This is a genomic window from Ignavibacteria bacterium, assembly GCA_017302895.1.
In the GTDB taxonomy this organism is placed as follows: domain Bacteria; phylum Bacteroidota; class Ignavibacteria; order Ignavibacteriales; family Ignavibacteriaceae; genus UTCHB3.
Genome location: JAFLBV010000003.1, coordinates 1 through 24,460 on the forward strand (window position 1 = coordinate 1; position 24,460 = coordinate 24,460).

Annotated in this window: 25 protein-coding genes; 2 read left to right on the forward strand and 23 right to left on the reverse strand. The window is 42.0% G+C overall.

Annotated features, from left to right (window positions below; translation table 11 throughout):
• Nucleotides 1–113 precede the first annotated feature (113 nt).
• From J0L60_12275 to miaB, 15 genes are all read right to left on the reverse strand, one after another.
• Nucleotides 114–716 (reverse strand): penicillin acylase family protein, encoded by a 603-nt coding sequence (locus J0L60_12275; protein ID MBN8546898.1) that lies wholly within the window; start codon nt 714–716, stop codon nt 114–116.
• A 4-nt stretch (nt 717–720) separates the two neighbouring features.
• Nucleotides 721–2,469, reverse strand: a complete 1,749-nt coding sequence (locus J0L60_12280) for a BamA/TamA family outer membrane protein (protein ID MBN8546899.1) — start codon at nt 2,467–2,469, stop codon at nt 721–723.
• The gene (locus J0L60_12285) at nt 2,456–3,418 is read right to left on the reverse strand and encodes a 1-phosphofructokinase (GenBank protein MBN8546900.1); all 963 of its coding nucleotides are present in this window, start codon (nt 3,416–3,418) and stop codon (nt 2,456–2,458) included. Before J0L60_12285 ends, J0L60_12280 begins: the two co-directional genes overlap by 14 nt.
• 9 nt (nt 3,419–3,427) lie before the next feature.
• On the reverse strand, nt 3,428–4,702 hold the full coding sequence (locus J0L60_12290; protein MBN8546901.1) for a GWxTD domain-containing protein: 1,275 nt from the start codon (nt 4,700–4,702) through the stop codon (nt 3,428–3,430).
• 1 nt (nt 4,703) lies between these two features.
• Nucleotides 4,704–5,996, reverse strand: a complete 1,293-nt coding sequence (gene rimO / locus J0L60_12295) for a 30S ribosomal protein S12 methylthiotransferase RimO (protein ID MBN8546902.1) — start codon at nt 5,994–5,996, stop codon at nt 4,704–4,706.
• A 4-nt stretch (nt 5,997–6,000) separates the two neighbouring features.
• Nucleotides 6,001–6,819, reverse strand: a complete 819-nt coding sequence (locus J0L60_12300; GenBank protein MBN8546903.1) for a phosphatidate cytidylyltransferase — start codon at nt 6,817–6,819, stop codon at nt 6,001–6,003.
• A 21-nt stretch (nt 6,820–6,840) separates the two neighbouring features.
• A complete protein-coding gene (locus J0L60_12305) occupies nt 6,841–7,212 on the reverse strand; it encodes a DUF2007 domain-containing protein (protein MBN8546904.1) in 372 nt (123 codons plus the stop codon).
• 87 nt (nt 7,213–7,299) lie between these two features.
• Nucleotides 7,300–8,094: a DUF3108 domain-containing protein gene (locus J0L60_12310; GenBank protein ID MBN8546905.1), complete on the reverse strand. Its 795-nt coding sequence runs from the start codon at nt 8,092–8,094 to the stop codon at nt 7,300–7,302.
• The gene (locus tag J0L60_12315; protein ID MBN8546906.1) at nt 8,091–9,089 is read right to left on the reverse strand and encodes a glycosyltransferase family 9 protein; all 999 of its coding nucleotides are present in this window, start codon (nt 9,087–9,089) and stop codon (nt 8,091–8,093) included. Before J0L60_12315 ends, J0L60_12310 begins: the two co-directional genes overlap by 4 nt.
• The gene (locus J0L60_12320; GenBank protein MBN8546907.1) at nt 9,079–9,873 is read right to left on the reverse strand and encodes a tetratricopeptide repeat protein; all 795 of its coding nucleotides are present in this window, start codon (nt 9,871–9,873) and stop codon (nt 9,079–9,081) included. Before J0L60_12320 ends, J0L60_12315 begins: the two co-directional genes overlap by 11 nt.
• Nucleotides 9,874–9,880: 7 nt before the next feature.
• Nucleotides 9,881–10,402, reverse strand: a complete 522-nt coding sequence (locus J0L60_12325; protein ID MBN8546908.1) for a hypothetical protein — start codon at nt 10,400–10,402, stop codon at nt 9,881–9,883.
• Nucleotides 10,395–11,528: a sigma-54-dependent Fis family transcriptional regulator gene (locus J0L60_12330; GenBank protein MBN8546909.1), complete on the reverse strand. Its 1,134-nt coding sequence runs from the start codon at nt 11,526–11,528 to the stop codon at nt 10,395–10,397. Before J0L60_12330 ends, J0L60_12325 begins: the two co-directional genes overlap by 8 nt.
• Complete coding sequence (locus tag J0L60_12335) at nt 11,525–12,304, reverse strand: MBL fold metallo-hydrolase (GenBank protein ID MBN8546910.1); 780 nt, start codon at nt 12,302–12,304, stop codon at nt 11,525–11,527. Before J0L60_12335 ends, J0L60_12330 begins: the two co-directional genes overlap by 4 nt.
• 37 nt (nt 12,305–12,341) lie before the next feature.
• Nucleotides 12,342–12,755 (reverse strand): hypothetical protein, encoded by a 414-nt coding sequence (locus tag J0L60_12340; GenBank protein ID MBN8546911.1) that lies wholly within the window; start codon nt 12,753–12,755, stop codon nt 12,342–12,344.
• A 5-nt stretch (nt 12,756–12,760) separates the two neighbouring features.
• The gene (gene miaB, locus J0L60_12345) at nt 12,761–14,101 is read right to left on the reverse strand and encodes a tRNA (N6-isopentenyl adenosine(37)-C2)-methylthiotransferase MiaB (protein MBN8546912.1); all 1,341 of its coding nucleotides are present in this window, start codon (nt 14,099–14,101) and stop codon (nt 12,761–12,763) included.
• Nucleotides 14,102–14,409: 308 nt separating this feature from the next.
• On the opposite strand from miaB, the gene J0L60_12350 reads away from it, so the two are divergent.
• Nucleotides 14,410–14,745 (forward strand): hypothetical protein, encoded by a 336-nt coding sequence (locus J0L60_12350; protein ID MBN8546913.1) that lies wholly within the window; start codon nt 14,410–14,412, stop codon nt 14,743–14,745.
• Nucleotides 14,746–14,825: 80 nt separating this feature from the next.
• Here the strand turns inward: J0L60_12350 and J0L60_12355 are convergent, their stop codons facing one another.
• The 7 genes from J0L60_12355 to J0L60_12385 all read right to left on the reverse strand — a co-directional run bounded on the left by J0L60_12355 (nt 14,826) and on the right by J0L60_12385 (nt 21,999).
• Nucleotides 14,826–16,775, reverse strand: coding sequence for an APC family permease (locus J0L60_12355; protein ID MBN8546914.1), 1,950 nt, complete (start codon nt 16,773–16,775; stop codon nt 14,826–14,828).
• Between the two features lie 116 nt (nt 16,776–16,891).
• Nucleotides 16,892–18,253, reverse strand: coding sequence for a PFL family protein (locus J0L60_12360; GenBank protein MBN8546915.1), 1,362 nt, complete (start codon nt 18,251–18,253; stop codon nt 16,892–16,894).
• Nucleotides 18,254–18,355: 102 nt separating this feature from the next.
• On the reverse strand, nt 18,356–18,661 hold the full coding sequence (locus J0L60_12365) for an ACT domain-containing protein (protein ID MBN8546916.1): 306 nt from the start codon (nt 18,659–18,661) through the stop codon (nt 18,356–18,358).
• Between the two features lie 110 nt (nt 18,662–18,771).
• The gene (locus J0L60_12370; protein ID MBN8546917.1) at nt 18,772–19,566 is read right to left on the reverse strand and encodes a hypothetical protein; all 795 of its coding nucleotides are present in this window, start codon (nt 19,564–19,566) and stop codon (nt 18,772–18,774) included.
• Between the two features lie 41 nt (nt 19,567–19,607).
• The gene (locus J0L60_12375; protein ID MBN8546918.1) at nt 19,608–20,432 is read right to left on the reverse strand and encodes a hypothetical protein; all 825 of its coding nucleotides are present in this window, start codon (nt 20,430–20,432) and stop codon (nt 19,608–19,610) included.
• Between the two features lies 1 nt (nt 20,433).
• The gene (gene yidD / locus J0L60_12380) at nt 20,434–20,829 is read right to left on the reverse strand and encodes a membrane protein insertion efficiency factor YidD (GenBank protein MBN8546919.1); all 396 of its coding nucleotides are present in this window, start codon (nt 20,827–20,829) and stop codon (nt 20,434–20,436) included.
• Nucleotides 20,830–20,859: 30 nt separating this feature from the next.
• Nucleotides 20,860–21,999, reverse strand: coding sequence for an acyl-CoA dehydrogenase (locus J0L60_12385; protein ID MBN8546920.1), 1,140 nt, complete (start codon nt 21,997–21,999; stop codon nt 20,860–20,862).
• A 442-nt stretch (nt 22,000–22,441) separates the two neighbouring features.
• On the opposite strand from J0L60_12385, the gene J0L60_12390 reads away from it, so the two are divergent.
• Nucleotides 22,442–23,095 carry a DedA family protein gene (locus J0L60_12390; protein ID MBN8546921.1) on the forward strand — a complete coding sequence of 218 codons (654 nt, stop codon included), beginning with the start codon at nt 22,442–22,444 and terminating at the stop codon, nt 23,093–23,095.
• A 117-nt stretch (nt 23,096–23,212) separates the two neighbouring features.
• Here the strand turns inward: J0L60_12390 and J0L60_12395 are convergent, their stop codons facing one another.
• Nucleotides 23,213–24,448 carry a hypothetical protein gene (locus J0L60_12395; GenBank protein ID MBN8546922.1) on the reverse strand — a complete coding sequence of 412 codons (1,236 nt, stop codon included), beginning with the start codon at nt 24,446–24,448 and terminating at the stop codon, nt 23,213–23,215.
• Between the last annotated feature and the right edge of the window lie 12 nt (nt 24,449–24,460).

A 24,460-nucleotide genomic window follows, 5' to 3' on the forward strand; every position in this document is an offset into this window, starting at 1 on the left:
GGCATTCCCCGGCCGCTCGATCCCTTCCCTGCCGAAACGACGGTGTCGCCCGGTTGGCGCGCCAATCTGGAGCGCGCCGTCGCCGGCGAGATGGCCAATGTGCATCTTTATCGCTACCTTCTGCCCCCCATTCCAACAATTCTCTTTGAAAAATATTTACTCTCATCGGAGAAATTGTTGAGGAGAGTAAGCAGAACAATATCTTCAGCCGACCATCTGTGGGGAGATATACCCAAAGCTGAGAATTCACTCTGGATAAGGGGATTTTCGGAGTCGAGATACCCGTTAATTCCATCCGAATAAGCCTTAACCAAAACCTTCGCTTCGCTGTCAAGTTCATCGAAAAATGTTTTTGCCTTTGACGACAAATCAAGTTGTCTGAAAAATTTATCCGCTTCAACCGTTTTCTCACCGAGATATTCAGAAAGCCCCCCCAGGGCAATAAGTCTGTGATACTCCATTTCGAGCAGCCTGTCGCGTGCATGGAGGTATCCGAGCGCAAACAAAAGGTCTTTTCGACTTTTGCTTTTAACGAGGGGAATGCCGTATTCATTAGTTCTTATCTCTACATTATCAGTAAGTCCTTTTATTTCAATCGCACCTTCATACTTTGGAACGGATGTTCCGATGATGGACTTAAAAAAGAAGTAAATAACTACAGAGAGTATCAGGAGTGTAAGTGCCGGAGCAACAATATATTTAAGGAGTTTTTCCATTATCTCAAAATTGATTAATTATACCGAAATGAAGTTTACCGTCACTAAAACCTTCACCGGCCGCCAAAGCATAACTGACACTTAGCAATCCGATGCCGGTTTCAAAACTCATACCAAATCCATAGCCCGTCTTGAATGAACTTGTTTCCTCGATTTTCTTCTCTGCATTACCTTCCCGAAGGTAATATCCCGCATCGAAGAAAGCAAAAAGATATGATCTGCTCGAAGTAAGGAATCTGTATTCAAGATTAGACCAGGCAATTCTGTTCCCCCGAAACTGCTCTTCACGGTACCCTCTGAGTGATGAATTCCCACCAAGCCGGAAAAGATCACTCTCCTCAATAAGATCGCCCTGAACTTCTCTAACGCTTACACCAAGCGCTGCTATATTTCGATTGAACAATTCGAAATATGCATCGAAATCAAATACAATCTTTCTCAAATTCACCTGCAGTATCTGCCCGGGTGTTATGAATTCTTTGGGTCCTTGAATCTTCTTGTTGGAAAGTGAAAACCAGGAAAAGAAATTTATCCCACTAACAGGTGATATCGGATCATCCCGTGTATCGTATTTTATACCCACACCACCTGTCAGGATAGACGAATTGTAAACCGTGAAAACCGGAACTGCGAATAGAGTGGGGATTATCGATTGGGTCGCAAAAGACAGTGATATCGAGAAGTTGCTGCCGGTGTAATAATCAGCAGTCAGCTCGAGTATTCTGTCCACATAAAGTGTGTCCTGTTGCCTCTGATAGAGTCTCGGAGAGATATTCAGGGGTAAGCCAAGGAACCATGGTTCAAGATAGCGAAGATCGAGCTCCTGGGAATTCCTGTTCAACTGTTGCCATTTGAAACTGAAATTCCTTCCCGTACCGAAAAGATTTCGTAAATTAATGTTTACAAGACCCGTCAGATACCCCGATTCCTCATTTTGTCCGGGGGGCAGATAACCGATGACGCCGTCAAAATTGTTGGTGTTCGCTTCTTTTATGGTGATCCGAAGTACCCCTTCCTGTCGCTCGTTGAAATAAAATTCAGGTTGAGCCACGGGTTCGAAAAATCTTAAACGGTTAAGCTTTGCCGCAATAATTTTATTGTTTTCAGGCAGGTAGATGTCCCCTGCCCTGATATTTAACTCGCGAAGGATCACATCCGGTGAAGTCGAACTGTTACCTGAAATCTCAATCTTGTCAATAATCGCTTTTTTATTTGGTAAAATCGTCAAATTGACATCTGTATTGAGGGAAGTTGAGTCCTCTGATTTATAAACTGTTACAGAATTCACCTTGATCTGAGCGAAAGGATACCCTTTTTTCTCGAGGTTCTGTAGAATTTCCGCAAAAACCAGTTCGAGTTCCCGCTCGTCGTAAAAACTCCCTTCAATAAATTCAAGACTCCTCACCCCTTCAACGAGAGTATCAGTACCGGAATTCAAAAATTTTATCTTTTTTATTGTGGCTCTTAATCCGGCGTCTATAGTAACTGCAAGCCGGGATGAGAGTGAGTCGATCTGTTCAATTTTAGCGTCAACTATATGGGAAAGATAGCCGGAAGAGTTGAGTTTTCGGGAAATTCTCGCCAGAACTGTGTCAATTTCAAAAACAGAAGTTTTTATTGGAAAGGAAATCCCGACAGCAGCGGTAATTTCTTTTTCACTGATTGGGGGGGCAGGCCGGTATTCAATGGAGGTAATATTCTGTCCGAACAGAGGTATTTGAACAACAATCAGAACAAGCTTAAACCATCTCATTCATCAGATTCATTTTTTTACCAACAGGTTCAACAATTACTTCATTGAATTTGGATTTGATAATTTCCGGTTCCACTTCGCATACACTTATCATTGAGGCATTTGCTGCACCCGAAGCAGTGGCGTATTTAATAATATCAGTCAATATCTCGTCGTGCGACAGTCCATAAACGAATCCGGCGACAAAGGCGTCTCCCGAACCGGTCTCGTCAATTCTGTCCACTGCAGGAGGTATAACTTTATAATTGAACCCGAAAGAATTAACATAAAGAGGATTTGATCCATCCGTGATGACCGATATTTTAACCCCCTTCTCAGCAAATATTCTCAGGGCATCGAGGATTTCACTCTCTGTTTCAACTTTTGTGCCGGTAAACTCGGATGCCTCTTTTCTGTTAAGATGTAAAACCGTTGGATTTTTTTCGATAGCGAGGTGCAATGAGTTTCCATATGTGTCGAGGATGGAAGTTTTATCATACTTTTCTGCGATTTCCAGACCATAGGCAAATATGTCATCGCAAAGTGGAGAGGGACTGCTGCCGGAGAAAACAACATACTCACAATTTTGAATCATTTTATCAAGTCTGGACTTAAAACCCTCAACTTCAGATTCGGAGATAATGGAGTTTTCACCAAAAAAATGTGAGACTGTTCCCCTTCCTTCATCAATAATTACACTTCCGTATCGGGTTTCTGACACGGTATTCACGGCCGTAAACGCTATCTCTTCAGCCGTGAGTGCTGAGCGAAGACGCCTGCCGTGATCGCCACCAAGAAAGGTTAACGCAAGGTTCTTTATACCGAGTTTGTTTAATTGCCGACTGACATTAATCCCTTTTCCGCCGGCATAGTAACTTAGGCGCCCGTTTCGGTTTGTGCTGTTTTCAACTGTTTCACTGTAGTGTAACCTGTGTTCAATAATTGGATTAAGTGTTACGGTCAGAACCAATTTATTCTCCTAATATCTGTATCTGTACTCGCCAAAAAACGGAGTCACAAGCCTGTAATCTCCAAAGCCGGTTTGATCAACAAAAATGAAGCGTCTGTTGATATCGTAGTAATCCCAAATTTCGTATGGCTTACTGTCGTATTCAAATGGATGTCTTTCTATGTTGTTCGGAGTACCGAGGGTGATGTAAACCATCCCCATATCGCTTCTCCAACCTTCCAGCATCTGTTTGAAGTTTTTGTTTGCAAATTCGATTCTTCTGTAATACTCGTTGAAGACTTCGTTCTCGGGTGTACCCTGTGTTGGGTCCTTCTTCTCCCAGAATTCCATGAATCGTGCAAGTTTTTCTGTAAAATCCTTCCCGTCCTGGATAAAATTTATCTCGGAGGGTCCGGCAATATAGATCATTTGATCAGCAGCCTTCTCCAGATCTTTCAAAGTGGATGGCATACCTGACCACTTCGAAAAGAATGTTTTTGTACTGCCGATAATTGTCTTATCATCAACAAATGGTGCACTAATCACCATTTTATATTCACCCATGCCGGCATCTTTAAAATTGAAAGTGTAAAAAAGTTGATTGTTCCCTGCCTTGAAGGATTCAACTTTTTTCTCGTTATAGATTGGATTTCCTTTTAAATCGAGAATGGCGTAAGTTACTTCAATTTGTCTGTCAGTAGCTGAATAGACCTCATAAAAAACAGGGATCCCGTCTTTTTGAGTGGCAACATTTCTTGAGAGATTTGGGATAATCTTCGTTGTTCCCGATGCACTGGTGGTTTTACCTGAAATGAGCATAATGTCGCTTATCGCCAGTTCCTGTGTAAAAGTTCTTACAGGAAACTCAACTTCTGCCCTGTATTCTTTCCTTGAATCAAGGTCTTCCACTAAAATCGTGAAATAGTACTTTCCCGGAGGCAGTTTGAATGATCTTGCAGAGAGATTGTAGTCGGTTTTTGAATTGGTTTTCTGGAAATCGAGTAACTCAATTTTTTCCGTCCACGATTTCTCGGTGATTAATGTCAGTTTGTTTTCATCATTAATCGTAATGGAAATTGAGTATTCAGCTCTAAATTTTTCACCTGATTTGATAAAACTTAGCCTGTCGAAAGGCACCTGCAAAAAGAAATCGACCCGGGTCTGTGTTGTGTCACCCGAGTAAAAATTGTAAATATCAAAAAAGAATACAGGTTCTCTGCTGTAATCGTTCGGTTTTCCTGTTTCGGGTTGAGCCATAAGTGCCACCTGAAACAGTATCATGGTCAACAAGGCAACTTTTTTCATATCAGTTTCTTTCAATTTTTCCAAATAAATCGTATTCGGCAGAATCGTAAATTCTCACCTCGACCATATCACCCGGCGCGAGTAAATGATCCTCTTTGTCGATGATTACTTCACCATCAACCTCAGGGGCATCCATAGTGCTCCTGCCGATATAGAAATCGCCTTCAGCCGAGTCGATTATTACTCTCTGAAGAGTTCCGGTCAACGCCTCATTCTTTTTTCGTGAAATCCTTTTCTGGATTTCCATAATTCTTTTCTTTCGTCTCTTTTTTTCTTTTTCAGGAACAGGATCCCCTAAAATAAAACTTGTTGTGTTATCCTCCACGGAAAAAGTAAATACCCCAAGTCTGTCAAACTTAAATTCTTTTATAAATTTCAAAAGTTCTTCGAAATGCTCTTCTGTCTCTGCCGGATATCCCGCGATCATGGTCGTTCGAATGGTAATACCGGGCACTCTGGCTCTAAGTTTGTCAAGAAGTTCAACTGTAGCCCTGCGGGTTATCCCCCTCCTCATTGATTTTAGAACGGGATCGCTGATGTGCTGAAGCGGGATGTCGAGATATTTTACCAGTTTTGGGTTGTTCGCCAGTTCATCAATCAGCTCATCAGGAAAATGTGAAGGATAGGCATACATCAGCCTTATCCACTCTATTCCCGCCACTTCACTGAGCTTCTGAAGGAGTTCGGCGATATTTCTCTTCCCGTAAAGATCTTTACCATAATCGGTGGTATCCTGCCCGATTATTATCAATTCTTTTACCCCGTTCTTTGCAAGAAAGCGGGTTTCTGAAATCAAATCTTCCATCGGCTTTGATTTGTGCAAGCCCCTCATTAGAGGAATTGAGCAAAAGGAGCAGGGATGATCACACCCCTCGGATATTTTCAAATAGGCGAAGTGGTGCTGCTCAGAGAGATGTCTTTCACCGAGAAGTTCATACTTGAGGTGTCCCCCCATGTCCTCGATAATCTCTTCATATTTCTCGGTACCATAGAAATGGTCAACTTCGGGAATCTCGGTTTTAAGATCTTCCATGTAACGCTCGGAAAGACAGCCCGCTACTATTACATTCTCTATTACACCTTCGTTTTTCAGTTTCACGGCTTTTAGAATTTCTTCTATCGATTCCTGCTTTGCTGCTTCTATAAACCCGCAGGTGTTTAAAATCACGGTATCGGCTTCTTCTGCATTTTCGGTTAATTCATAACCGTTCAAGAGAAGCTGGTTCATCAATCTTTCTGAATCCACAGTGTTTTTTGAACAACCTAAGGTGATTACACCTACTTTTTTTGCCATATTTTTAGAAACTGATAAATTGTTTTACATAAATATAAATTACGGGAGCTGATGCGATTACCGAATCGAACCGGTCGAAGAAACCGCCATGTCCGGCAAGTATGTTCGAGGAGTCTTTTGTTCCCGCATCCCTCTTAATGAGTGATTCGACGAGATCGCCGAGGGGTCCAACAATTCCCACTATCAGACCGAGTGCCAACGCGTCGTAGACTGACAGGAAGTCAAGGAACAGATATCTGAACAGAAAAAAACTTGCAATCGCCCCGGCGAGTCCAAAATAAAACCCTTCCCAGCTCTTCTTTGGACTGACTCTTTCCATCAATCTGTGCTTTCCGAATGTCAGGCCGCCAAAATATGCGGAAGTGTCACTCAACCAGATCGAAACAATGTATGAAACTATGAATATCCCCGCCTTGCCGACAGGAAATGACGGAAATTCCCTGATCATTATCAAACTGCTGGCACATACACCTATATAAAAGATACCTGTCACACTTGCACCAAGATTGATGATTGCAGAACCTTTGTTCTTAAACAATTCCCGGAACATGATGACAAGAATAATCACATATATCGATTCTATTTCCGATATCCATTGGAATTTTACATTCAGTATGAAGAAGAGAACTGCAGGAATACCCCACCCTCTTGTGGTAATGGCATCTTTTTTCAGTGCCATCTCACTAAATTCCCAATACGACATTACGGCAATCAAAGATACCAGTGCCACAAACCACAAATCGCCGAAATAAGCTGCGGCAAGCACTAAAGGACCGAGGGAAAAAGCTACCAATGAGCGGGATGCGAGATTCGAAAATTTCATCTTCTGGAATTTTTTCCTGAGTTAATTAAACAAATTTTCATCTTCATTATCAGCTTCCGGTGGCTCCTTTTTCTGCTCATCATATGCCTTTAGAAATTCGAAAGCTGATTCGCTGTCTTCCACTTTTACATAGAGCATGATTGAGGACATGTTTCCCAAACCGGGATAACTGCTGTCTTTCTTGTTCACTATCCAGGTTTCGATCCCTGCACTTTCGAGATTAGCCTTGATCATTTCTGCTTCGTAGAGGTCGTAACAACTATAAATAAAGATGTACTCATCTGTATAGAAACTGATTGAGCCGTCAGAAGGATTTTCGACCGTCGCACCGCATTCAGGACAAACCGGTACACCACTGTCAAATATCGATCCGCACTCAGGACACTCGAACATACTACATCCTTATTGTTGAAAAAACAGTTAAATCAGAACTGATTATAACACTTTTCGGTGAAATTATTCACTCTGTTGAGGATAAACTTATCTCTTCGAGGTAAGCTTTCCGGCAAGACCTTCATACTTTGTCAGTTCAGCATCAATAGAACCGATCACAACTTTGGTTTTCACCTTCACAGGCATCTTTACATCGTCATCTGTCAACCAAACATAGATACTGCCTTCATTCTTGAACAAACCGCCTTTTTTAACAAGAGGTTCGAGTATGATACAATCAAATGTGCCGGCTGCAACTTTCACTCTTTCTTTACCGCGATAAACAACATCGAGCTGATTTACTTTGCCTTCATAAAAGTTTTTCAACTTTACGATGTCACCCTTTTTTGATTTCGAGAAGTCAATTGTCCGGCAATAATAAAATGCTGAAATTATATCGTGTGTGTATTTTGGGAAAGCGTAATCTCCATCAGAAGTCTTTGCCTTTCCTGCTCTGTGATCGAAGAAAGCTGAATAATCTTTTGTAAAGCTACCCTCTTTTATGTGCTGTTCAAATCTCCAGGGGAAAAGTCCTTCCACATCAAGATACGACTCGTATCTGTCGCGAACCTTAAAAACTGCGTCAAAAGATGGTACGGAGTTCACTTCAAACAAAACATTATAGGTTTCCCGTCCTGCAACCTTCTTAATTTTCGGAATTTGCATGGTGGCAATACCTGCAGTTACGAAACCGTAGTTTACATTAAAGGTGAGTTTTTCGCCGGCTTTAAAAGCCTTGTTAGTTACTTTGGGAAAATTGTCATAAACATCATTTCCGGAGTAGAAGCCACCGAGAAAGAGGATCGCACCCGCAAGTACGATACCGGTAATAAATCTTTTCATTTTGAGTTCCATTTTTTAATTTCTTGAATCTTATTCATTATGTCAGCTACTATTTTTTCGCTGTTTATACTATTCATACACTCCAAACGAACACATTGTTTCAAGTCACACCCGTTGCAATCCATTTCAGGCTCATATATCAGTTTTCTCTCAGTATAAGGTCCCCATCTTTTTGCCGAACACTGAATAACTTTTGGATAAAATCCGACAATAAAACAGCCGGACGCGGCTGCAATATGTAAAGGTCCTGTGGAATTTGAAATGAATAAATCACCCTCTTTTATGAAAGCGGTCAACTCTGAGAGAGACAATTCCCCTGCCAGAAGTGTTGCTTCGCTTTTCCCTTTCACTCTCAAACATTTTTCAATTTCATCCTTTGAGCCGGTCAAAAAAACCTGAAATCGGCCATCTTCACACAGTTTTTCGGTAATAAAACGAAAGTGAGTCTCAGGAAGATCAGCAGCACTTCCACCACTTCCGGGATGAACAATGGTTATTATCTTCGAATTGTCAGTCTGACTGTTTTTATTCTCTTTTATTCCTGCAAAAAAGTCCGCGGGAAAGCGGTATTTACCCCGCCATCCAACCATCGAAAGATTGTATTCCAGTTCGTGTTTTTCTGCAGTTTTTCTGTGCTCAAATATCTTTTGCGAAAAAAGAAAGGAATACCAGCGATATCCTGTGCCGACCCGCTTTTTAATCCCGGAAAGGAGACAGATCAGCGAGACCCTGAAATTCGGAGAGATTATATAGACTTCGCTAAACTTGTGTTTACGGAACTCTGCTGCACTTTGAAATACTCCCTTGTTTTTGAAATGATCCCAACTGAGGAATCCATCCACATAAGGAGATGCATCCACAAGTACTTGTGTATAATCTCTTCCCATGAACCATACTTCCGCACCCCTCTCTTTTTTCAGAATTTCAGCAACGGGGAGTGTAAGCACTACATCTCCAATTCTGTCTGTTCTGATTATGAGAATTTTATCCTTCACCGTCATTCCGGGAAATCTTGCTTTTCAGGAGTGTTATGATTTTTTCGTAACTGTCTCTTTTTTCAGGCTCTTTATCGATTAAGCGTGTAAAAATTTCAATTGCTTTTTCACTGTTACCCTGACGGGCATAAATTATTGCCATTCCTGCCGTGATAATCTCTTCGGGGGCTCCGTCATTTGTATGTTCAATTTTTTGAAGGGGTGCTTCAGTTTCATCTGAAGGTGTTTCTTCGACAAAATTTTCCGGTTTGTGGTAATCGTTAGCAATAGTGTCTTCATCATCAGGAAAGAGGTCTTCCGATGCAGAATTTTCTACCGGTTCATCATTGGACAACTCGAAAGTTTCCTCATCATTTTCCTCTTCATATGTCTCATAATCGACGGACCGGATTTCTTCCTCGGGTTCTTCAGAGATGGAGTACCGGGAAAGCTTCGCTTCTTCATCTCTCTGAGATCTTTCCAGTTCCCTCTCTGTTTCGCTGATCAGCTCCCGGTAGTAGGCAGTGAGCTCATTGCTCGAAAAAAATTTTACTGCGGAATTAAGTGTTATTTCCGCCTGTTTTGGCTTTTTTATCTCCAAAAAGAGCTTTATCAGGAAATAGTAAGCGGCAGGATTCCCGGGGAAATTTGCAAGTCCTTCCTTCACCTCAAGTATCGCCTCGGCCGGTTTTCCCTCTGCAAGTAAAACTGATGCCCTGCGAAGAAAAAGTTCGTGCAATCCCGATTCAATGGCAAGATTTTCAATCTCTTTTGTATATAACTCACCGGTCGATTCTTTTCTCATGGCAAGTTTACCACCCCGAAACCGTTTCGAGTAAAATATCCTCGGTTAATTTCTCGATTGCGGCCTCGATTGCCTGGTTTCTGCCCGATTGACCCGTTGCTGCGGCGTAATCGGCATAGTTCGAGAATTGTCTCTCGAAAATTGTTTTTTTGAGTTTCAAGTCTTTGTAAGCGACTTGAATTGTCAGATTTAGTCTTCGTGATTGTACCTGCTCACCGGTTGTTATGGCAGCAGGTGTATCCGAAATTCCAAGTACGGCACACTCAAGCACAGCATCGGCTTTGGTTTTATCCGTAATTACAAAACTGTTGTCGTCAATAAATTTTTGTGTAAGTCTTGTTGTGAAGCTCTGCACAAGCTGAGGCTCTCCCGACCCGCTTTGATCCTGCGCATACGGAATTGCAAGCGACTTGAGATGAGGTGGAATTGAGGCACCTGTAAATGAGTAGGGGCAACTGCAACCTGCAATGCTCATTGCGATGAACGAAGCCGAGATGAGCATGAGTCTGAACAGTTTCAGTTTAGTCATTGTCACCCTCGAGCCCGAATCTTTCCAGTTTTCGATATAGTGTCCTTTCAGAAATATTCAGATACATTGCGGCCATCCTTTTGTTTCCCCCCGCTTTTTGGAGAGCCTTTATGATCAATTCTTTCTCCATTTTGTCGACATTCAGGTCATCTCTTTCATCAGAAGCGTTGCCTGTAAGTTGAACATCGGAACCAAATTTACTTCTTACTGCCAGATTTGAGACCATGTCTTTCAATTCCAGAATATCTTTTTTTAATTCAAAGAGGGCCCTGTAGATAAAATCCCTTTCGACTTCATCAGTCGTTTTATTCAATCTGACCGGAAGGTTTTTAGCCGGTTCCCTTCCTTCAATTCTGAGAAGGCTTCTGAAAGAATCTGCAGTCAGTATATCCTTTTTGGTAAGCGCAATTGCCGTTTCCACGCCGTTCTTCAATTCTCTAACATTTCCGGGCCAGGGATATTCGTAGAGCATATCCAGAGCATCGGAAGAAAACTCGACCTGTGGCCGGTTATTGCTTTCACAATAGAGACGGGCAAAATTGTGAGCCAGCTCATCAATATCCTGTTTCCTTTTCCTGAGTGGAGGTATTTCTAGCGTAACCGCTTTCAGGCGGAAGAAAAGATCTTCCCTGAACCGTTTCTCATCCACAAGTTCCTGAAGATTTCTGTTGGTTGCGGCGATAATCCTGACATCCACTTTTGTAGTCTTTTCTGCACCGATTCTCATAAATTCCTTGGTTTCGAGCACCCGTAAAAATTTTACCTGAGTCGGAAATGGCATTTCACCAATTTCATCAAGGAAAAGCGTCCCGTTGTCCGCAAGCTCAAAATATCCTTTTCTGCTCTCAACCGCTCCTGTAAATGAACCTCTGTTATGACCAAACATTTCACTCTCAAGAAGGCTTTCAGGTATTGCTCCGCAGTTGAGTGAGAGCATATCCTTGCCTGACCTTCTGCTCAACTGATGTATCGCTCTTGCGAAAACCTCTTTACCAACACCGCTCTCACCATAAATCAATACGGTAATATCACTGGGTGCCACTTGTAAAATAATGTCAACCAGATCTCTGATCTCTTTTGATCTGCCGATTATACCTAGTTTTTTCTGAATTTCATCCATAATCAAACCGAAATTATCAAACCGTCATGAGCAATTGTAATTTTATTCAAACCATCCGGAAAGATTGCTGTTATTTTTGAAATCAAAGGCGATGGATCGTCTGTATCAATATGTGTCAATATCACTTTTTTTAGCTCGTTCTTCCTGATTAATTCGATTACTGTCTCCATATCGACATGTGTGGTTTCCGTAATCAGAATCGAATTGATGTCAGGTTGAAACAGCTCGAGATCCGAGGATGAACCAACATCCCCCGTGTAAAAAATCTCACCATTTGCGGCGGAGATTAAAAGACTGTAACTCTTAAGTTCCGAATCCTTAAGCCCGTGTTCCCTGTACTTCTCCATATGAGAGTTCTCAAATGCCGTAACAGTAAACTTCCCTCTGAAATCAACTTTTTTACCTGCCTCAATTTTTAGGAAATTCAGAGCAAATGAGAGTCTGTCCTCAAAAAGAAAACTTTTTGCTAACATCTCTTTTAAAAAATTAATATTACTCTTCGATACAAAAATGTCAACCGGAAGCTGCTTCTTGCCGAGTTTCATCTGCTGAATCAGCGATAGTATCCCTGAGAAATGGTCGGGATGGAAATGAGTGATCAGTATCCCGTCTATCTCATTATACCCGATACCAAGCCGCAACAGTGCCCTGCTGATACCATCCCCGGCATCGACGAGCAGATTGTAGGAATCAGACCGGATAAGAAATGAGGAGTGGAAGCGATTTAGTGATGATTTGCCTGACCCCGATCCTGTGAAAACTAATTTTATGGTATCAGACATATTGATGCTGTCAGGTTTGTGAACAAAACTGGTTTAACTATTCCCCGGTCTCATCGGGGCTGCTGTCGTCCAAAAAGTAATCAAAATCGGAACCCGGAAACTCATTTTCGACTGCAAAGATACAATTATTTGCTTTTCGGAAATTTTCAGTGGCTATATAATACAAGTATAAACCGGCATAGGCTGCTACTGCAAATTCTGATCTGGGATACCTTGCAAGGAGTGTTTCGAGGATTGTAATCGATTTCTCTCCGTCACCCGCGAGAAGAGCTTTTATATAAAGATCTGCAGGGGTTTCGGGCTTTCCCGCAAGGGCGGTCGATATTTTTTTCAACTCTTCAAAATTCTCTTTTTTGTAGAGGTCGAACACTTCCTTCGGGGTTACATTCTGACCAAAAAGATTTGATGCAAATGCGATAACAAAAAAGAGGAAAAGAGTGTTTTTTTTCATATTCACTAGACTGCCGATGCCTGATATTTTTCAAATACAGTTACCACTTCCCCAAAAAGGGTGGCAGATGTCACTCTGTCAATTTTTATATCAACATAATCCCCTGTCGAGATGTTTTCATCAACAGGGAAAATTGCTACTTTGTTGGTGTCGGTTCTTCCCGCAAAAAACTTGTCGCTCTTCTTTGAGAATCCCTCGACCAAAACTCTTTCAGTCTTCCCAATCATCAGATTGTTGAGTTCAAGCGAGTGTCTCTGCTGCAGTTCTATTATCTGTTGCAATCTTCTAGTTTTCACTTCCTCAGGCACATCATCACCCATCCTGAAAGCCTTGGTACCCTCTCTCGGAGAATATTTGAACATGTAGGCTCCGTCATACTTCACCTTGTCCATCAACTCAAGAGTCATCAGATGATCTTCGAGTGTTTCAGTTGGAAAACCGGTAATAATGTCAGTTGAAAAACTTACACCGGGTATGATTTTACGGGCTTTTTCGATCAGATTCAGGTAGTGTTCCACTGTGTATGTCCGGTTCATCAATTCAAGTACTCTGTTCGAACCCGACTGAACCGGAAGGTGGATATAATTACAAAGATTGTCATACTCAGCTATCGTTTCAAGCAGTTTATCGGAAAGATCCTGCGGATGTGATGTCGTAAATCTTACTCTCATGCCTGAATCAACCCGGGAAACAGCAGCCAGTAGGTCGGCAAAATCGCTGCCGTTATCATCGTATGAATTTACATTCTGCCCAAGAAGCGACACTTCCCTGAATCCCTTCATCGAAAGTTGTTCCACTTCCTTCACAATCGATTCAAGACTCCTGCTTCTTTCCCTTCCACGGGTGTAAGGAACTACACAGAATGTACAAAATTTGTCGCAGCCGCGCATTACGGATATCCACGCCTGCAAACCCTCTTCCCTGTAGGGCATAATGTCGTCATAAGTTTCGGTGCGCGAAAGTTTTACTCCAATCCCTTTCCCGCCGCTGTAAACCACATCGAGAAACTCGGGAAGTCTTCTGTATTCATCGGGACCAACCACCATATCGACAAGTTTTTTCTCCTCGATAAGATTCTTCCTGAGTCTCTCTGCCATACATCCAAGAATTCCGACAACCATGTCAGGTTTTTTATCTTTCAATGTCTTCAGGTTGCCAAGCCGCCCGTAAATTCTCTGCTCCGCATTTTCGCGAATGCTGCATGTGTTCAAAAAAACCACATCTGCTGAATGTACATCATCTGCAAGGTCATAGCCATTGTTGTTCAGAATTCCCATCACCAACTCTGTGTCTGCGGTGTTCATCTGACAACCGTATGTCTCAATATATACTTGTTTTTTCTTCATCAAATCTTTTTATGGTCTAACTTATGATTCCGGCATATCTCCGGAAAATGAATTATTTAAACAATAAATATAATCAAAATTTATCTTACCATTTACCGGTTATAAGTGCCCCCTGTACTCATTGTTTCTAAGGAACATTTAATAAATTGCACGGTTAAATACACAGTTTTATCCAACAATTATATGGATTATGCCATGAAAACCAATGTATTATTGCTTTCTTTTTTATTCTCTTTTCCGTAGCCCTGTTCTCACAGGATGTGGCCAAAAATAGTGTAAAACTGGACGGAGTGTCTGTGGGAATGACCATGGACGAGGTTTATAAGGCAATGGAAGCACCATTTACTCCGGGTGCGAACGACAAGATCTGGATATTCTTTGACAATAATCTCACTGTCGAGTTTGATGACAAGGACCTTGTCTCGGATGTTACTACCGAAAATCCGGGTTCCGTTCTGGAATTTAACGGGAAAACGATTGAAAATGGATCGGATGTCAAAAAGGCACTTGAAATTCTGGGGAAGCCCGATCACATAAATAAAACAGAAATGGTTACTGAATACACTTACCAGAACCTCGGAATTCTCCTTCTCACTTATGCCGATGACGATACAATAGTGCTTATCAGCATATTCAAACTTTAATAATGCCGCAGCAGTTTTTCAGGCTAAAAAGTGATTGAAATAAAAAGAGGTTGCCCCCACCCGGCAACCTCAAATATCTTCTATTTCTCCCACACCCTGATCGGAAGTACCGTCATCGGTATTCCTTCGAGAGTGAGTCGTTTTTGAATCGAAGCACCAGTTTCGTTGTGGAGCAGTCTTTGATAGAATTTCTCTTTCTCGAATACAAGTTTGCCGCTAAAGAATGAGGCAAGCGGGAAATCCTCGGCCACCTGTAAACATAGCTTTGAACCTTCCTCGGATACATCTGTGCCGACAGAAATTCGTGACTCGGCTACCAGTCCCAGCTCATTCGCAAATTTTATGTATTTGTCAACATTTGCCTGAGTGTATTTCCTGATGTTTTCCATTTCGTCACTTCCCTTAAAAACACCCGAATCGATAACACCGACTGATACAAAGAGTATCTGTTTGTAAAATTTCGGGAATTTTTTTAAGAGCTGAAGGATTGAGTGGATCCCCAAACCGCCATATCCTGAGACCAGAAGCACGGCAACAGGTTCATTTTTATCGATTGTTTTAGTTGCAGTTTCTTTTGATTTGTCATCTGCAACGGGAATATCCAAAAGTATTTCTGAAAGGCTCCTAACTTTTTTCATTACTTTGAAGTAGTGCCTCTTTATTAATGCACAGAACAGTACGAGTCCCATGGTTATGATTACGGTCAACCATGCTCCGTCGAGGAATTTTTCCACAACAACTATCGTAAGAATCGAAAAACAGAGGACGAATGCAACAATGTGAATGGTGAGATTCTTTTTCCAGTGAGGCAGCGACTTTTTCTTCTTAATCCAAAAAAGGGTCATCCCGAGCTGCGTCAGAGAAAAAGTTACAAATACATTTATTGAATACATGGTGACCAATGCATCAACACTTCCATCAGTGTACCAAAGGATAAGAAGCGCTGCGGTTCCTATCAGTATGATACCGTCCTGCATTGTCAGACGGTCTGAGAGTGAGCTGAATCTGTGAGGCAACCACGAATCTATCGCCATGTTAGCCATGACCCTGGGACCATCGATAAATCCTGTCTGTGCAGCTACAAAAAGGAGAAGTGCCTCCGCAACAAGTGTGAGAATCACAAACCATGTTCCGATTCCCATCGATTCAATCATTACTGCATTGAGGGTTTTCCCTTCGACCGTTTTAACGCCTGCGAGGAGATAAATAATAAGAATGGCAGATGCGGTAAATGCAAGTGAACCTGCCATATAAAACATCGTTCTTTTGGCAGTTTTTACTTTGGGCTCACGCATAATCTGAATACCGTTGGAAACAGCTTCAATTCCGGTATATGTACCTGCACCTCTCGAATATGCATTTGCAAACAACAGGAACATTCCTCCGATACCCAGAGTGGTTGAACTTTCATTGAAGTCTTTTACCACATCACCGGCTGTGGAAGCAATGTTGTCAATGTGAATGAAAAAAGATCCGAAGATTACTACAAGATGGGTGACAACAAAAAGGAGAAAGATGGGTACAAGTATCGAGATTGATTCTTTCACCCCTCTTAAATTCATCAATATCAGGATTACAATAACCACAGAATTTACATAAACAATGTTATGATGCCACTCTAAAGGAAGGAAACTGAAAACCTGGGATGTTCCCGATGCGATTGAAACTGTAATGGTCAGAATATAATCCACTATGAGGGCACTTCCCGATATTACACCAAATGAACTTCCCAAAAGTTTGGTGGCAACTACATAACCACCTCCACCGTGAGGGAAATGCTCGATTATTTTAGTGTATGAGTATGATATTATTATTACTGTTACCGCTGTGGCAATAGCTAGAAATATCGCAATGCTTGTATGGCCCCCCAAAGCTCTGAAAGCTTCGTCAGGTCCGTAGGCAGATGAACTTAATCCATCTGCTCCCAACCCTACCCATGCAAGAAATGCTGCCAATGAAATTTTATGAAAAATCTCAGGATTGTTGAGATCCTGAGGCTTTCCCAAAAGGAGATTTTTAATTTGTTTCATATCTCAAATGATTAGATTTACGAATGTAACGGACTGCAAAATGAAACTCTCCCGAAGTATCACTGACTTGCACATTCTATCGTAAAAACGGGTCTCGATTAAAAAGCCGTCTCAGATCAGTTTGTAAGACTTCTTACGGGAGCGGGTATCCTACCGCCTCTCCCAAAGAAAACATCGGCACTTAAAACTTTCACAGGCATTATCGGGGCTTTGCCCAACAATCCACCGTAATCAACCGATTCACCGACACTCTTGCCATAAGCAGGAATAAGCCGGCAAGCCGTCGTTTTTTCGTTGATCAAACCAATTGCTGCCTCATCAGCTATAATCCCGGCGATGGTGTTCACAGGTGTGTCTCCCGGAATTGCGACCATGTCGAGTCCAACTGAACAAACTGCTGTCATCGCTTCAAGTTTTTCGATCGTCAGGTGTCCCTTTTCGGCAGCGGAAATCATTCCCTGATCTTCGCTCACAGGAATAAAAGCTCCACTCAATCCACCAACGGATGAACTTGCCATAAGCCCCCCCTTTTTCACACTGTCATTCAGCATGGCGAGTGCTGCAGTGGTACCGGGTGCACCGACATCTTCCAAACCGATCTCTTTCAGAATATCTGCAATACTGTCTCCCTCAGCAGGAGTTGGTGCAAGGGAAATATCGACAATGCCAAACTCCACACCATCCTTTTCGGCAACTTTTCTGCCGACGAGTTCACCTGCACGGGTAATTTTGAAAGCTGTTTTCTTGATGACTTCTGCAATTTCCTGAATTGAAGCCCCTTTGTGACCTTTCAGAGCTTCAAGAACCACTCCGGGACCACTTACTCCCACATTCAATGTTGCATCTCCCTCGGTTATTCCATGGAATGCACCAGCGATGAAAGGATTGTCCTCAACCGCATTACAGAAAACCACAAGCTTTGCACAACCAATCGAGAATTTTTCTCTTGTTATGTAAGCTGTATCCTTGATTACCTGTGCCATCAATTTTACCGCATCGATATTGATTCCGGCTTTTGTTGATCCGATATTAACGCTTGAACATACTTTTTTGGTGGTTGCAAGTGCCTGAGGAATCGATAAAATGAAATTCTTCTCTCCCGGAGTCATCCCCTTCTGAACCAAAGCAGAGTATCCACCGATGTAGTCGATTCCGATCTCCATGGCAGCCTTGTCCATCGCTTCAGCTATCTTCACATACTCTTCAGATGAAAAACTGTCACCAATGAAGGAAACGGGAGTAACCGCCACCCTCTTGTTTGCAATCCTCAAACCGTATGCAGCCTCAACCGACTCGGCATTCCTCACATGATTTCCTGCCAGACGGGTGATCTTTTCATAAATCTTTTGTGTAACCACATTGATATTTCTGTCGCTGCAGTCCCTCAAATTAATACCCATCGTAACAGTCCTGATGTCGAAATGCTCGACCTCACTCATCATAATGGTTTCTAATATCTCAGAAAATTCAAAATTCATTCTAATTCCATTCGTTTATAACTCTTCAAAATTTTTCCCGCTTCCCCTCACAAACCTCATACCTCAAACTTCAGCTAATAGCTCATAGTTAATAGTTCATAGCTATATTCTGAACATATACTGAAAAATATCCTCATGCTGAGCATATATTTTCACATTAAGTTCAGTGGCAACTTTAGCAAGCTCCTCCTGAATCTCTCTTAGGTTTTTCGGGGAACTGGTGATATCAATGATCATGATAAGTGTATAGAAATTTTGCATAATCTTCTGTGAAATATCCTGCAGGTCGATTTCCATGGAAGCGAGAGAACCGGTGATTTTGGCTACAATTCCGGGTTTGTTAACTCCAAAAGAAGTAACTATTACCCTTCCCTCAAACTTCTCCTGAGAGCCGGGAGCAACATTCATCGATGCAATCTCTTTTTCAACATAATCTCTTACCATATCGGGACTCGCATTCGCGCCCAATACATCTATTGCCTTGTTGGTTATTTCCCAAATCAACTGTTCTGAAATCTTCAAGGTTTTAGTCCTCTGTAATTAAATTGTAAAAATCGTAAATTCTCATTTTTTATTTCAAGGTTTCGCCGGTTTATAAAGTCAATCGTGTTCGAAATGTTGCCTCTGTAAAAACGAAACAACACAAAATTGGCTTCAATAAGCGCATCGAAAAATCGATCTGCCTTAAGGGCATCCACCACAAGATATACTCCAAATGCCACCCACCCCAATGAAAGGGCACCATTTATGTACTCACCCGCATAGGCCTGACCTGCTCCCGGAATCAAAACCGACAGAAGCAGTCCCTTCGTAAGGGAAAGACTCCTCTCCTCTGCTGAATCACACAAAGCTGTTAAAAAAGCTGACGAATCCGAATTTTCGAAGTGGTGCTTCGCCTCTTTCCAATTTCCCGCAAATGCAAACCGCCACCCCCTCCAGTGTTCGAAAGCTGCATTTCTATCCGGAAAAACCTTTTCGAGAGCGGCAATTCTTTCATCAAATTTTTTGTATTTCCGCTCCAGAATCAGAAGTCTGAGTATTTCCTGCTCGGCTGAAAAAGACTCGTCCCTGTTCCTTCCTGCGACCGCAGCCATTTCAAAGGCAACTTTAGCCTCGGGATATCTGCCCGTTGCTCTCAGAGCAGACCCCCGAATCATGTTCGATTCGAATCCAAACCGGTTTGTCGTATCAAAAAATCTTAATCTCTCGGCTTCAAGGTAGGCTTCAAGGAATTTTTCAGCCTTCAGAAGCGAATCTGCATAACCGAGCTGGTCAGCAAAATCGTTTTCCTGCCCATTTATTAGTTTTGACAATGTCAAAAATAACAAGAATTGAAGAAACAATGATCTTAAAATCACTCTCCCCCCAGAATCTTTTCGGCTGTTTTCAACGGTTTATTGCCGTAATAGAAGTCAAAAAACTCCTTTTCTCTCTTTTCAATCTCATTCTGATTATGTAAAGAAGCTGACACCACCGATCCGTAAATATTACCACCTTGGAAAAAGGCAGTAATCAAACCGAAAATAAATCCCCGCTGCATATATCCGTCTCTGAAATTTGAGTATGTCAAATAGCCAAAAATACCCGTCAGAAGAAGACTTGCGGCAGCTTCACCATAATCCCCTGTATATACCCTTCCCAAACCGGGTACAATTGCAGACAAAACTCCGGCAAACAAGGGTGATTTCTTTCTTGGATGGACCCTTTGTTCCAGGTTGCTCAAAAGGAAATTTGATCCTTCCCCTCCAAAAAGATAGATGTTGTTTTTGTCCTCCTCATCCAAAACACCCCGTTGAATATCAGTGAGGATCTTCAACTTCAAATAGTTTACCGAAAGGGAGCTGTCATTTATGCTCTGGGGCAGTTTTACGGTTGTCCCAACCTTGCCCGACTCAAATTTTTCTTTTTCAATGGCATATTTCAGATGGGTTGAGAATGGAGACAAAAACTGAATATCGTATTCACCCCGTTTAATCCGTGACAAATCTATAAAAAATTTGGCGGTATCATCGAAAAATGGAGTGGCTGCAAGCCGGTTAAACTCAATCTCTGCTTTGTCATAAAAACCAAGTTCAAAAATATGCTTTCCAAATTGATAGACTTTTTCAGGAGTGTGTAGCGAATTTTGTGCAATGACGGGAAATAGCAGCAAAAACAGCAGAACAGCGAATTTTTTCAATTCATTTCCGTTTTAAGTAACGGGATGGGGGGTCAATCAGGTAACCATATTTGTCAATGTGGTAATGTTTGGATTTGTTGCCGAAACTTGTATCCCTGATCAACCTGTCGGATGCCAGCAACACAGCCTCAACCAAATTTGTTTCTCCGAGTGCCTCGACAAAAAACCTCGAACAACTCGGTGAAAAAGGACAATTCTCACCATCAGGTTCCGAAATAAAAAGGCGATATCCATTTACCAAAACTCTAAACACAACTTCAGGAACATCGCCTTTTATCTCATAATATTTCTTCTTTACAGGTATCTCCTCAGCATAATCAACCCTGACCGCCTCCCATGACTGCCCGTAAATCACTCCACAAAACAGCCAAACAGCAAGATTGAACGGGATTTTCAAAATTAATACCTAATACCTAATACCTAATACCTATTTAAGCAGTTCTCTCGCTATAACCACCCGCTGAATTTCAGAGGTGCCTTCATAGATTTCAGTAATTTTCGCATCTCTGAGGTATCTTTCAACGAGATATTCGCGAACATAACCGTAACCGCCGTGAATCTGGATGGCTTCCAAAGCGCAATCAACAGCCGCTTTTGAGGCAAAAAGTTTCGCCATTGCAGCCTGTTTTGTGTAATCTTTTCCGGCATCCTTCAGAGCTGCAGCTTCAAGAATAAGAAGTTTTGCTGCCTCAACCTGAACTGCCATGTCAGCTATTTTGAATTGGATTGCCTGATGATTTTTAATTTCGGTACCAAATGCTTTTCTCTGCTTCGAATATTTGATGGAAGCTTCGAGGGATGCCTCGGCGATGCCAAGTGCCTGAGCTGCGATACCAATTCTTCCGCCATTGAGGGTTTTCATTGCAAAATTGAAACCTTTGCCCTCTTCCCAGACGATGTTTTCGTGAGGAACGCGGCAGTTTGTAAAAGTCAAGGAACAGGTATCCGATGAGCGAATTCCGAGTTTATCCTCTTTTTTCGCCTGTTCAAATCCGGGAGTTCCTTTTTCAACCAGGAAAGTGGTGATTCCTTTATGCCGTAATTCCCTGTTGGTTTGAGCCATGACGAGGTAATAATCGGCGGTTTTTCCGTTTGTAATCCAGTTTTTAATACCATTAATCACCCAGTGATCGCCGTCTCTTACAGCTTCAGTATGCTGATTTGTAGCGTCACTTCCCGCTTCAGGTTCAGAGAGTGCGAAGGCTCCGAGCTTTTCACCCATTGCGAGCGGCTTCAGGTATTTCTCCTTGATAAAATCGGAACCGTACTGTTCCAATCCCCAGCACACAAGCGAATTGTTAACTGACATAACCACACCGACACTCGCATCAACCTTCGACACTTCAGCCATTGCAAGAACATAGCTCACGGTATCAAGTCCGGCACCACCGTAATCAGGAGATACCATCATCCCCATGAAACCAAGCTCACCCAGTTCCTTAATAATGTCATGTGGGAATTCTGCGTTAATATCCCTTTCAACAGCACTTGGTGCAATTTTTTCCTGTGCAAACTCCCTTGCAGTCTGCTGAATCATCAACTGTTCTTCAGTCAATTCAAAATTCATGTAAATTCCTTTTTGTTTTGATCTCCAAAAATATCCGTCTGCAAAAATAGTAAAAAAAGGTGAATCAAAACCGGCTTAGTTACATCTATTAGCTCTACTAAACCCGGGCTTTCACTCTGATCGCATTGATCAAATTGAGCCCTTTTTCGGTCAGTCTATATTTCTGGTTTTTACTTCTTGGTTTATCGCGAATCGTTCTGGATATTAAACCCGTTTATTCAATAGGCGCAATTTGGGTTTTGGCATTCTTTTGCTTAGAAACACCAACAAAAGTGAGTAATTCCTCGAGGCGTTTTTCTGGTGCGTTGATTATTTTGTATTGAATCAGACTTTCTTATCTGAGGATTTTAAAAAGAACTCCACCCCCACAAAAAATTCCCCCTCAAATCCCTCCCTTTTGGTTAAATTCACGGGTTAAATATTCTCTTTTTTCAGGAAAATTATGGACTTTATTCTTTATTTGTTCGACTTTATTTTGCATGTGGATGTACATTTGGGTGAGTTGATCAGAGATTATGGTGCTTTGACTTATGGTATTTTGTTTTTAATTATTTTTTGTGAGACGGGCCTCGTGGTCACTCCGTTTCTGCCGGGTGACTCGTTGCTTTTTGCAGCGGGAGCTTTCGGTGCGAAAGGTGATCTCGACCCCCATCTGGTATTTTTGATTCTGGCAGTTGCAGCTTTTCTGGGTGACTCGGTAAATTATTATATCGGGAAAAAGATTGGTCACCGGGCATATACGATGAACAGCCGGTTTATTAAAAAGGAACATCTGCAGAAAACACATCAGTTTTTCGAAAAACATGGCGGAAAAACGATTATTTTTGCACGGTTTTTCCCCATCATCAGAACTTTCGCTCCGTTTGTTGCTGGAATTGGTGAGATGGAATATAAAAAGTTTATTTCATACAATGCTGTGGGTGGTGTGCTTTGGGTTGCCATTTTTGTGTATCTTGGATATTTTTTCGGTAACCTCCCCTTCGTAAAACAAAATTTTACGATCGTTTTAGCCGCTATTGTTGTGATTTCACTGGCACCGGCAATCATCGGAGTTATAAAGAAATACACAAAACCGAAAGCTGAACCCGAAGCTTAATTCGGAATATATTAGTTTGATGTTTGGGATTTAGCCTGCCAGGGTTGAATCCCTTTTTATATATAAAAAAAGGCTGCCCTTTCGGAACAGCCTCGGATTCACCAACATCTTATTAATTTATCTAGTTTTTCTTTCCCTTGATCCACTGGTCGAGCCGGAGCTGCCACGATCGGTGTTTCTGGGGGTTGTATCTTTCTTTGGAGTATCCCTGACGGTATTGTCCCGTTTTGTATCTCTTGAAGAGCTTCCGCCGGTGTCACGGGTTACAGGTCTGTTATCGTCTTTTTTCACTTCTCTCGTTGTGTTGTCACGGGTTACAGGCTTGTTGTCATCTCTTTTTACTTCTCTGGAAGTGTTGCCACTATTGTCACGGGTTACAGGTCTGTTATCGTCTTTCTTTACATCTCTTGAAGTGCTGCTGCCATTATCACGGGTTACGGTCCTGTTATCATTTCTTGTCACTTCTCTCGAGTCATCTTTTCTGTCGATATTCCTTGTCCCGGTATTGTTCTTCACTTCCCTTGTGATTTCTCTTGCCGATTCATCAACTTTGTCAGATCTCAGGTCGCCATTGTTTCTGGTTCTTGTGATTTCCACTTTTTCATCGTTTCTGTCGGAAGTTCTGTTCAGGTCAATGTTCCTGACTTTTACATTTCCATCCGATCTGTTATTACCACGATCGCTTGCATTCGTGAAATCGAGATCCCTGGTTCTGATGTTGCCACCACCTCTTTTTTCAACGATTCTTGGATCGATACCTTCATTTACCACGCGGTCGCGATATTTGTAGTTTGAGAATGAATTTGTTCTTTCATAGCATCTTTCGGCACCATATCCACTAAAGTAGTAATCGTATATATTATGTCTGTGGAAGTCTCTGATTCTTACGAATCTCCAGTGGTGAACAGGAATCACAATGTTGATCGAGAAAGAGATTCCGTAGTTTGGACTGAAAATTGCGTAGGGTGACAAAGGAGCCCATCCAATATAGTCATCATCGTATCTCCACTCTACCCATGCCGGAGCCCAATCGTATCCGGGAACCCATACCCAGCCTTCCCAGTTGTCGTAGTACCATCTTCCATAGTGAAAAACTATGTCGCCAAACGCTTCGTCAGAATCCCAGAACCAACCGTAGCTGGTGTAGACCCACCGTCCGTAAGTGTAAGGCTGCCAGTTTGAATTTACTCTTGAGGGTTTCCAGACGACGACATTATCTATCTCCATCCAGTAACCGTAAGATCTAAGTTCTTTATGGAAAGCGTTGAACCTTCCACGGTTGAAGCTGTTATCAGCATTTGTGTTAAATGCCAAGGCTGCAAAAACCAAAACTGCAAATAATATCCGTTTCATTGTAAACCTCTC

Coding starts and splice junctions, on each gene's coding strand:
- J0L60_12275 (MBN8546898.1), bottom strand. CDS start 716: ATGGAAAAACTCCTTAAATATATTGTTGCTCCGGCACTTACACTCCTG.
- J0L60_12280 (MBN8546899.1), bottom strand. CDS start 2,469: ATGAGATGGTTTAAGCTTGTTCTGATTGTTGTTCAAATACCTCTGTTC.
- J0L60_12350 (MBN8546913.1), top strand. CDS start 14,410: ATGGACGAGGTTTATAAGGCAATGGAAGCACCATTTACTCCGGGTGCG.
- J0L60_12310 (MBN8546905.1), bottom strand. CDS start 8,094: ATGAAAAGATTTATTACCGGTATCGTACTTGCGGGTGCGATCCTCTTT.
- J0L60_12385 (MBN8546920.1), bottom strand. CDS start 21,999: ATGAATTTTGAATTGACTGAAGAACAGTTGATGATTCAGCAGACTGCA.
- J0L60_12320 (MBN8546907.1), bottom strand. CDS start 9,873: ATGAGAAAAGAATCGACCGGTGAGTTATATACAAAAGAGATTGAAAAT.
- J0L60_12325 (MBN8546908.1), bottom strand. CDS start 10,402: ATGACTAAACTGAAACTGTTCAGACTCATGCTCATCTCGGCTTCGTTC.
- J0L60_12300 (MBN8546903.1), bottom strand. CDS start 6,819: ATGAAATTTTCGAATCTCGCATCCCGCTCATTGGTAGCTTTTTCCCTC.
- J0L60_12305 (MBN8546904.1), bottom strand. CDS start 7,212: ATGTTCGAGTGTCCTGAGTGCGGATCGATATTTGACAGTGGTGTACCG.
- J0L60_12365 (MBN8546916.1), bottom strand. CDS start 18,661: ATGAATGTTGCTCCCGGCTCTCAGGAGAAGTTTGAGGGAAGGGTAATA.
- J0L60_12360 (MBN8546915.1), bottom strand. CDS start 18,253: ATGAATTTTGAATTTTCTGAGATATTAGAAACCATTATGATGAGTGAG.
- J0L60_12390 (MBN8546921.1), top strand. CDS start 22,442: ATGGACTTTATTCTTTATTTGTTCGACTTTATTTTGCATGTGGATGTA.
- miaB (MBN8546912.1), bottom strand. CDS start 14,101: ATGAAGAAAAAACAAGTATATATTGAGACATACGGTTGTCAGATGAAC.
- rimO (MBN8546902.1), bottom strand. CDS start 5,996: ATGGCAAAAAAAGTAGGTGTAATCACCTTAGGTTGTTCAAAAAACACT.
- J0L60_12395 (MBN8546922.1), bottom strand. CDS start 24,448: ATGAAACGGATATTATTTGCAGTTTTGGTTTTTGCAGCCTTGGCATTT.
- J0L60_12335 (MBN8546910.1), bottom strand. CDS start 12,304: ATGTCTGATACCATAAAATTAGTTTTCACAGGATCGGGGTCAGGCAAA.
- J0L60_12290 (MBN8546901.1), bottom strand. CDS start 4,702: ATGAAAAAAGTTGCCTTGTTGACCATGATACTGTTTCAGGTGGCACTT.
- J0L60_12340 (MBN8546911.1), bottom strand. CDS start 12,755: ATGAAAAAAAACACTCTTTTCCTCTTTTTTGTTATCGCATTTGCATCA.
- J0L60_12355 (MBN8546914.1), bottom strand. CDS start 16,775: ATGAAACAAATTAAAAATCTCCTTTTGGGAAAGCCTCAGGATCTCAAC.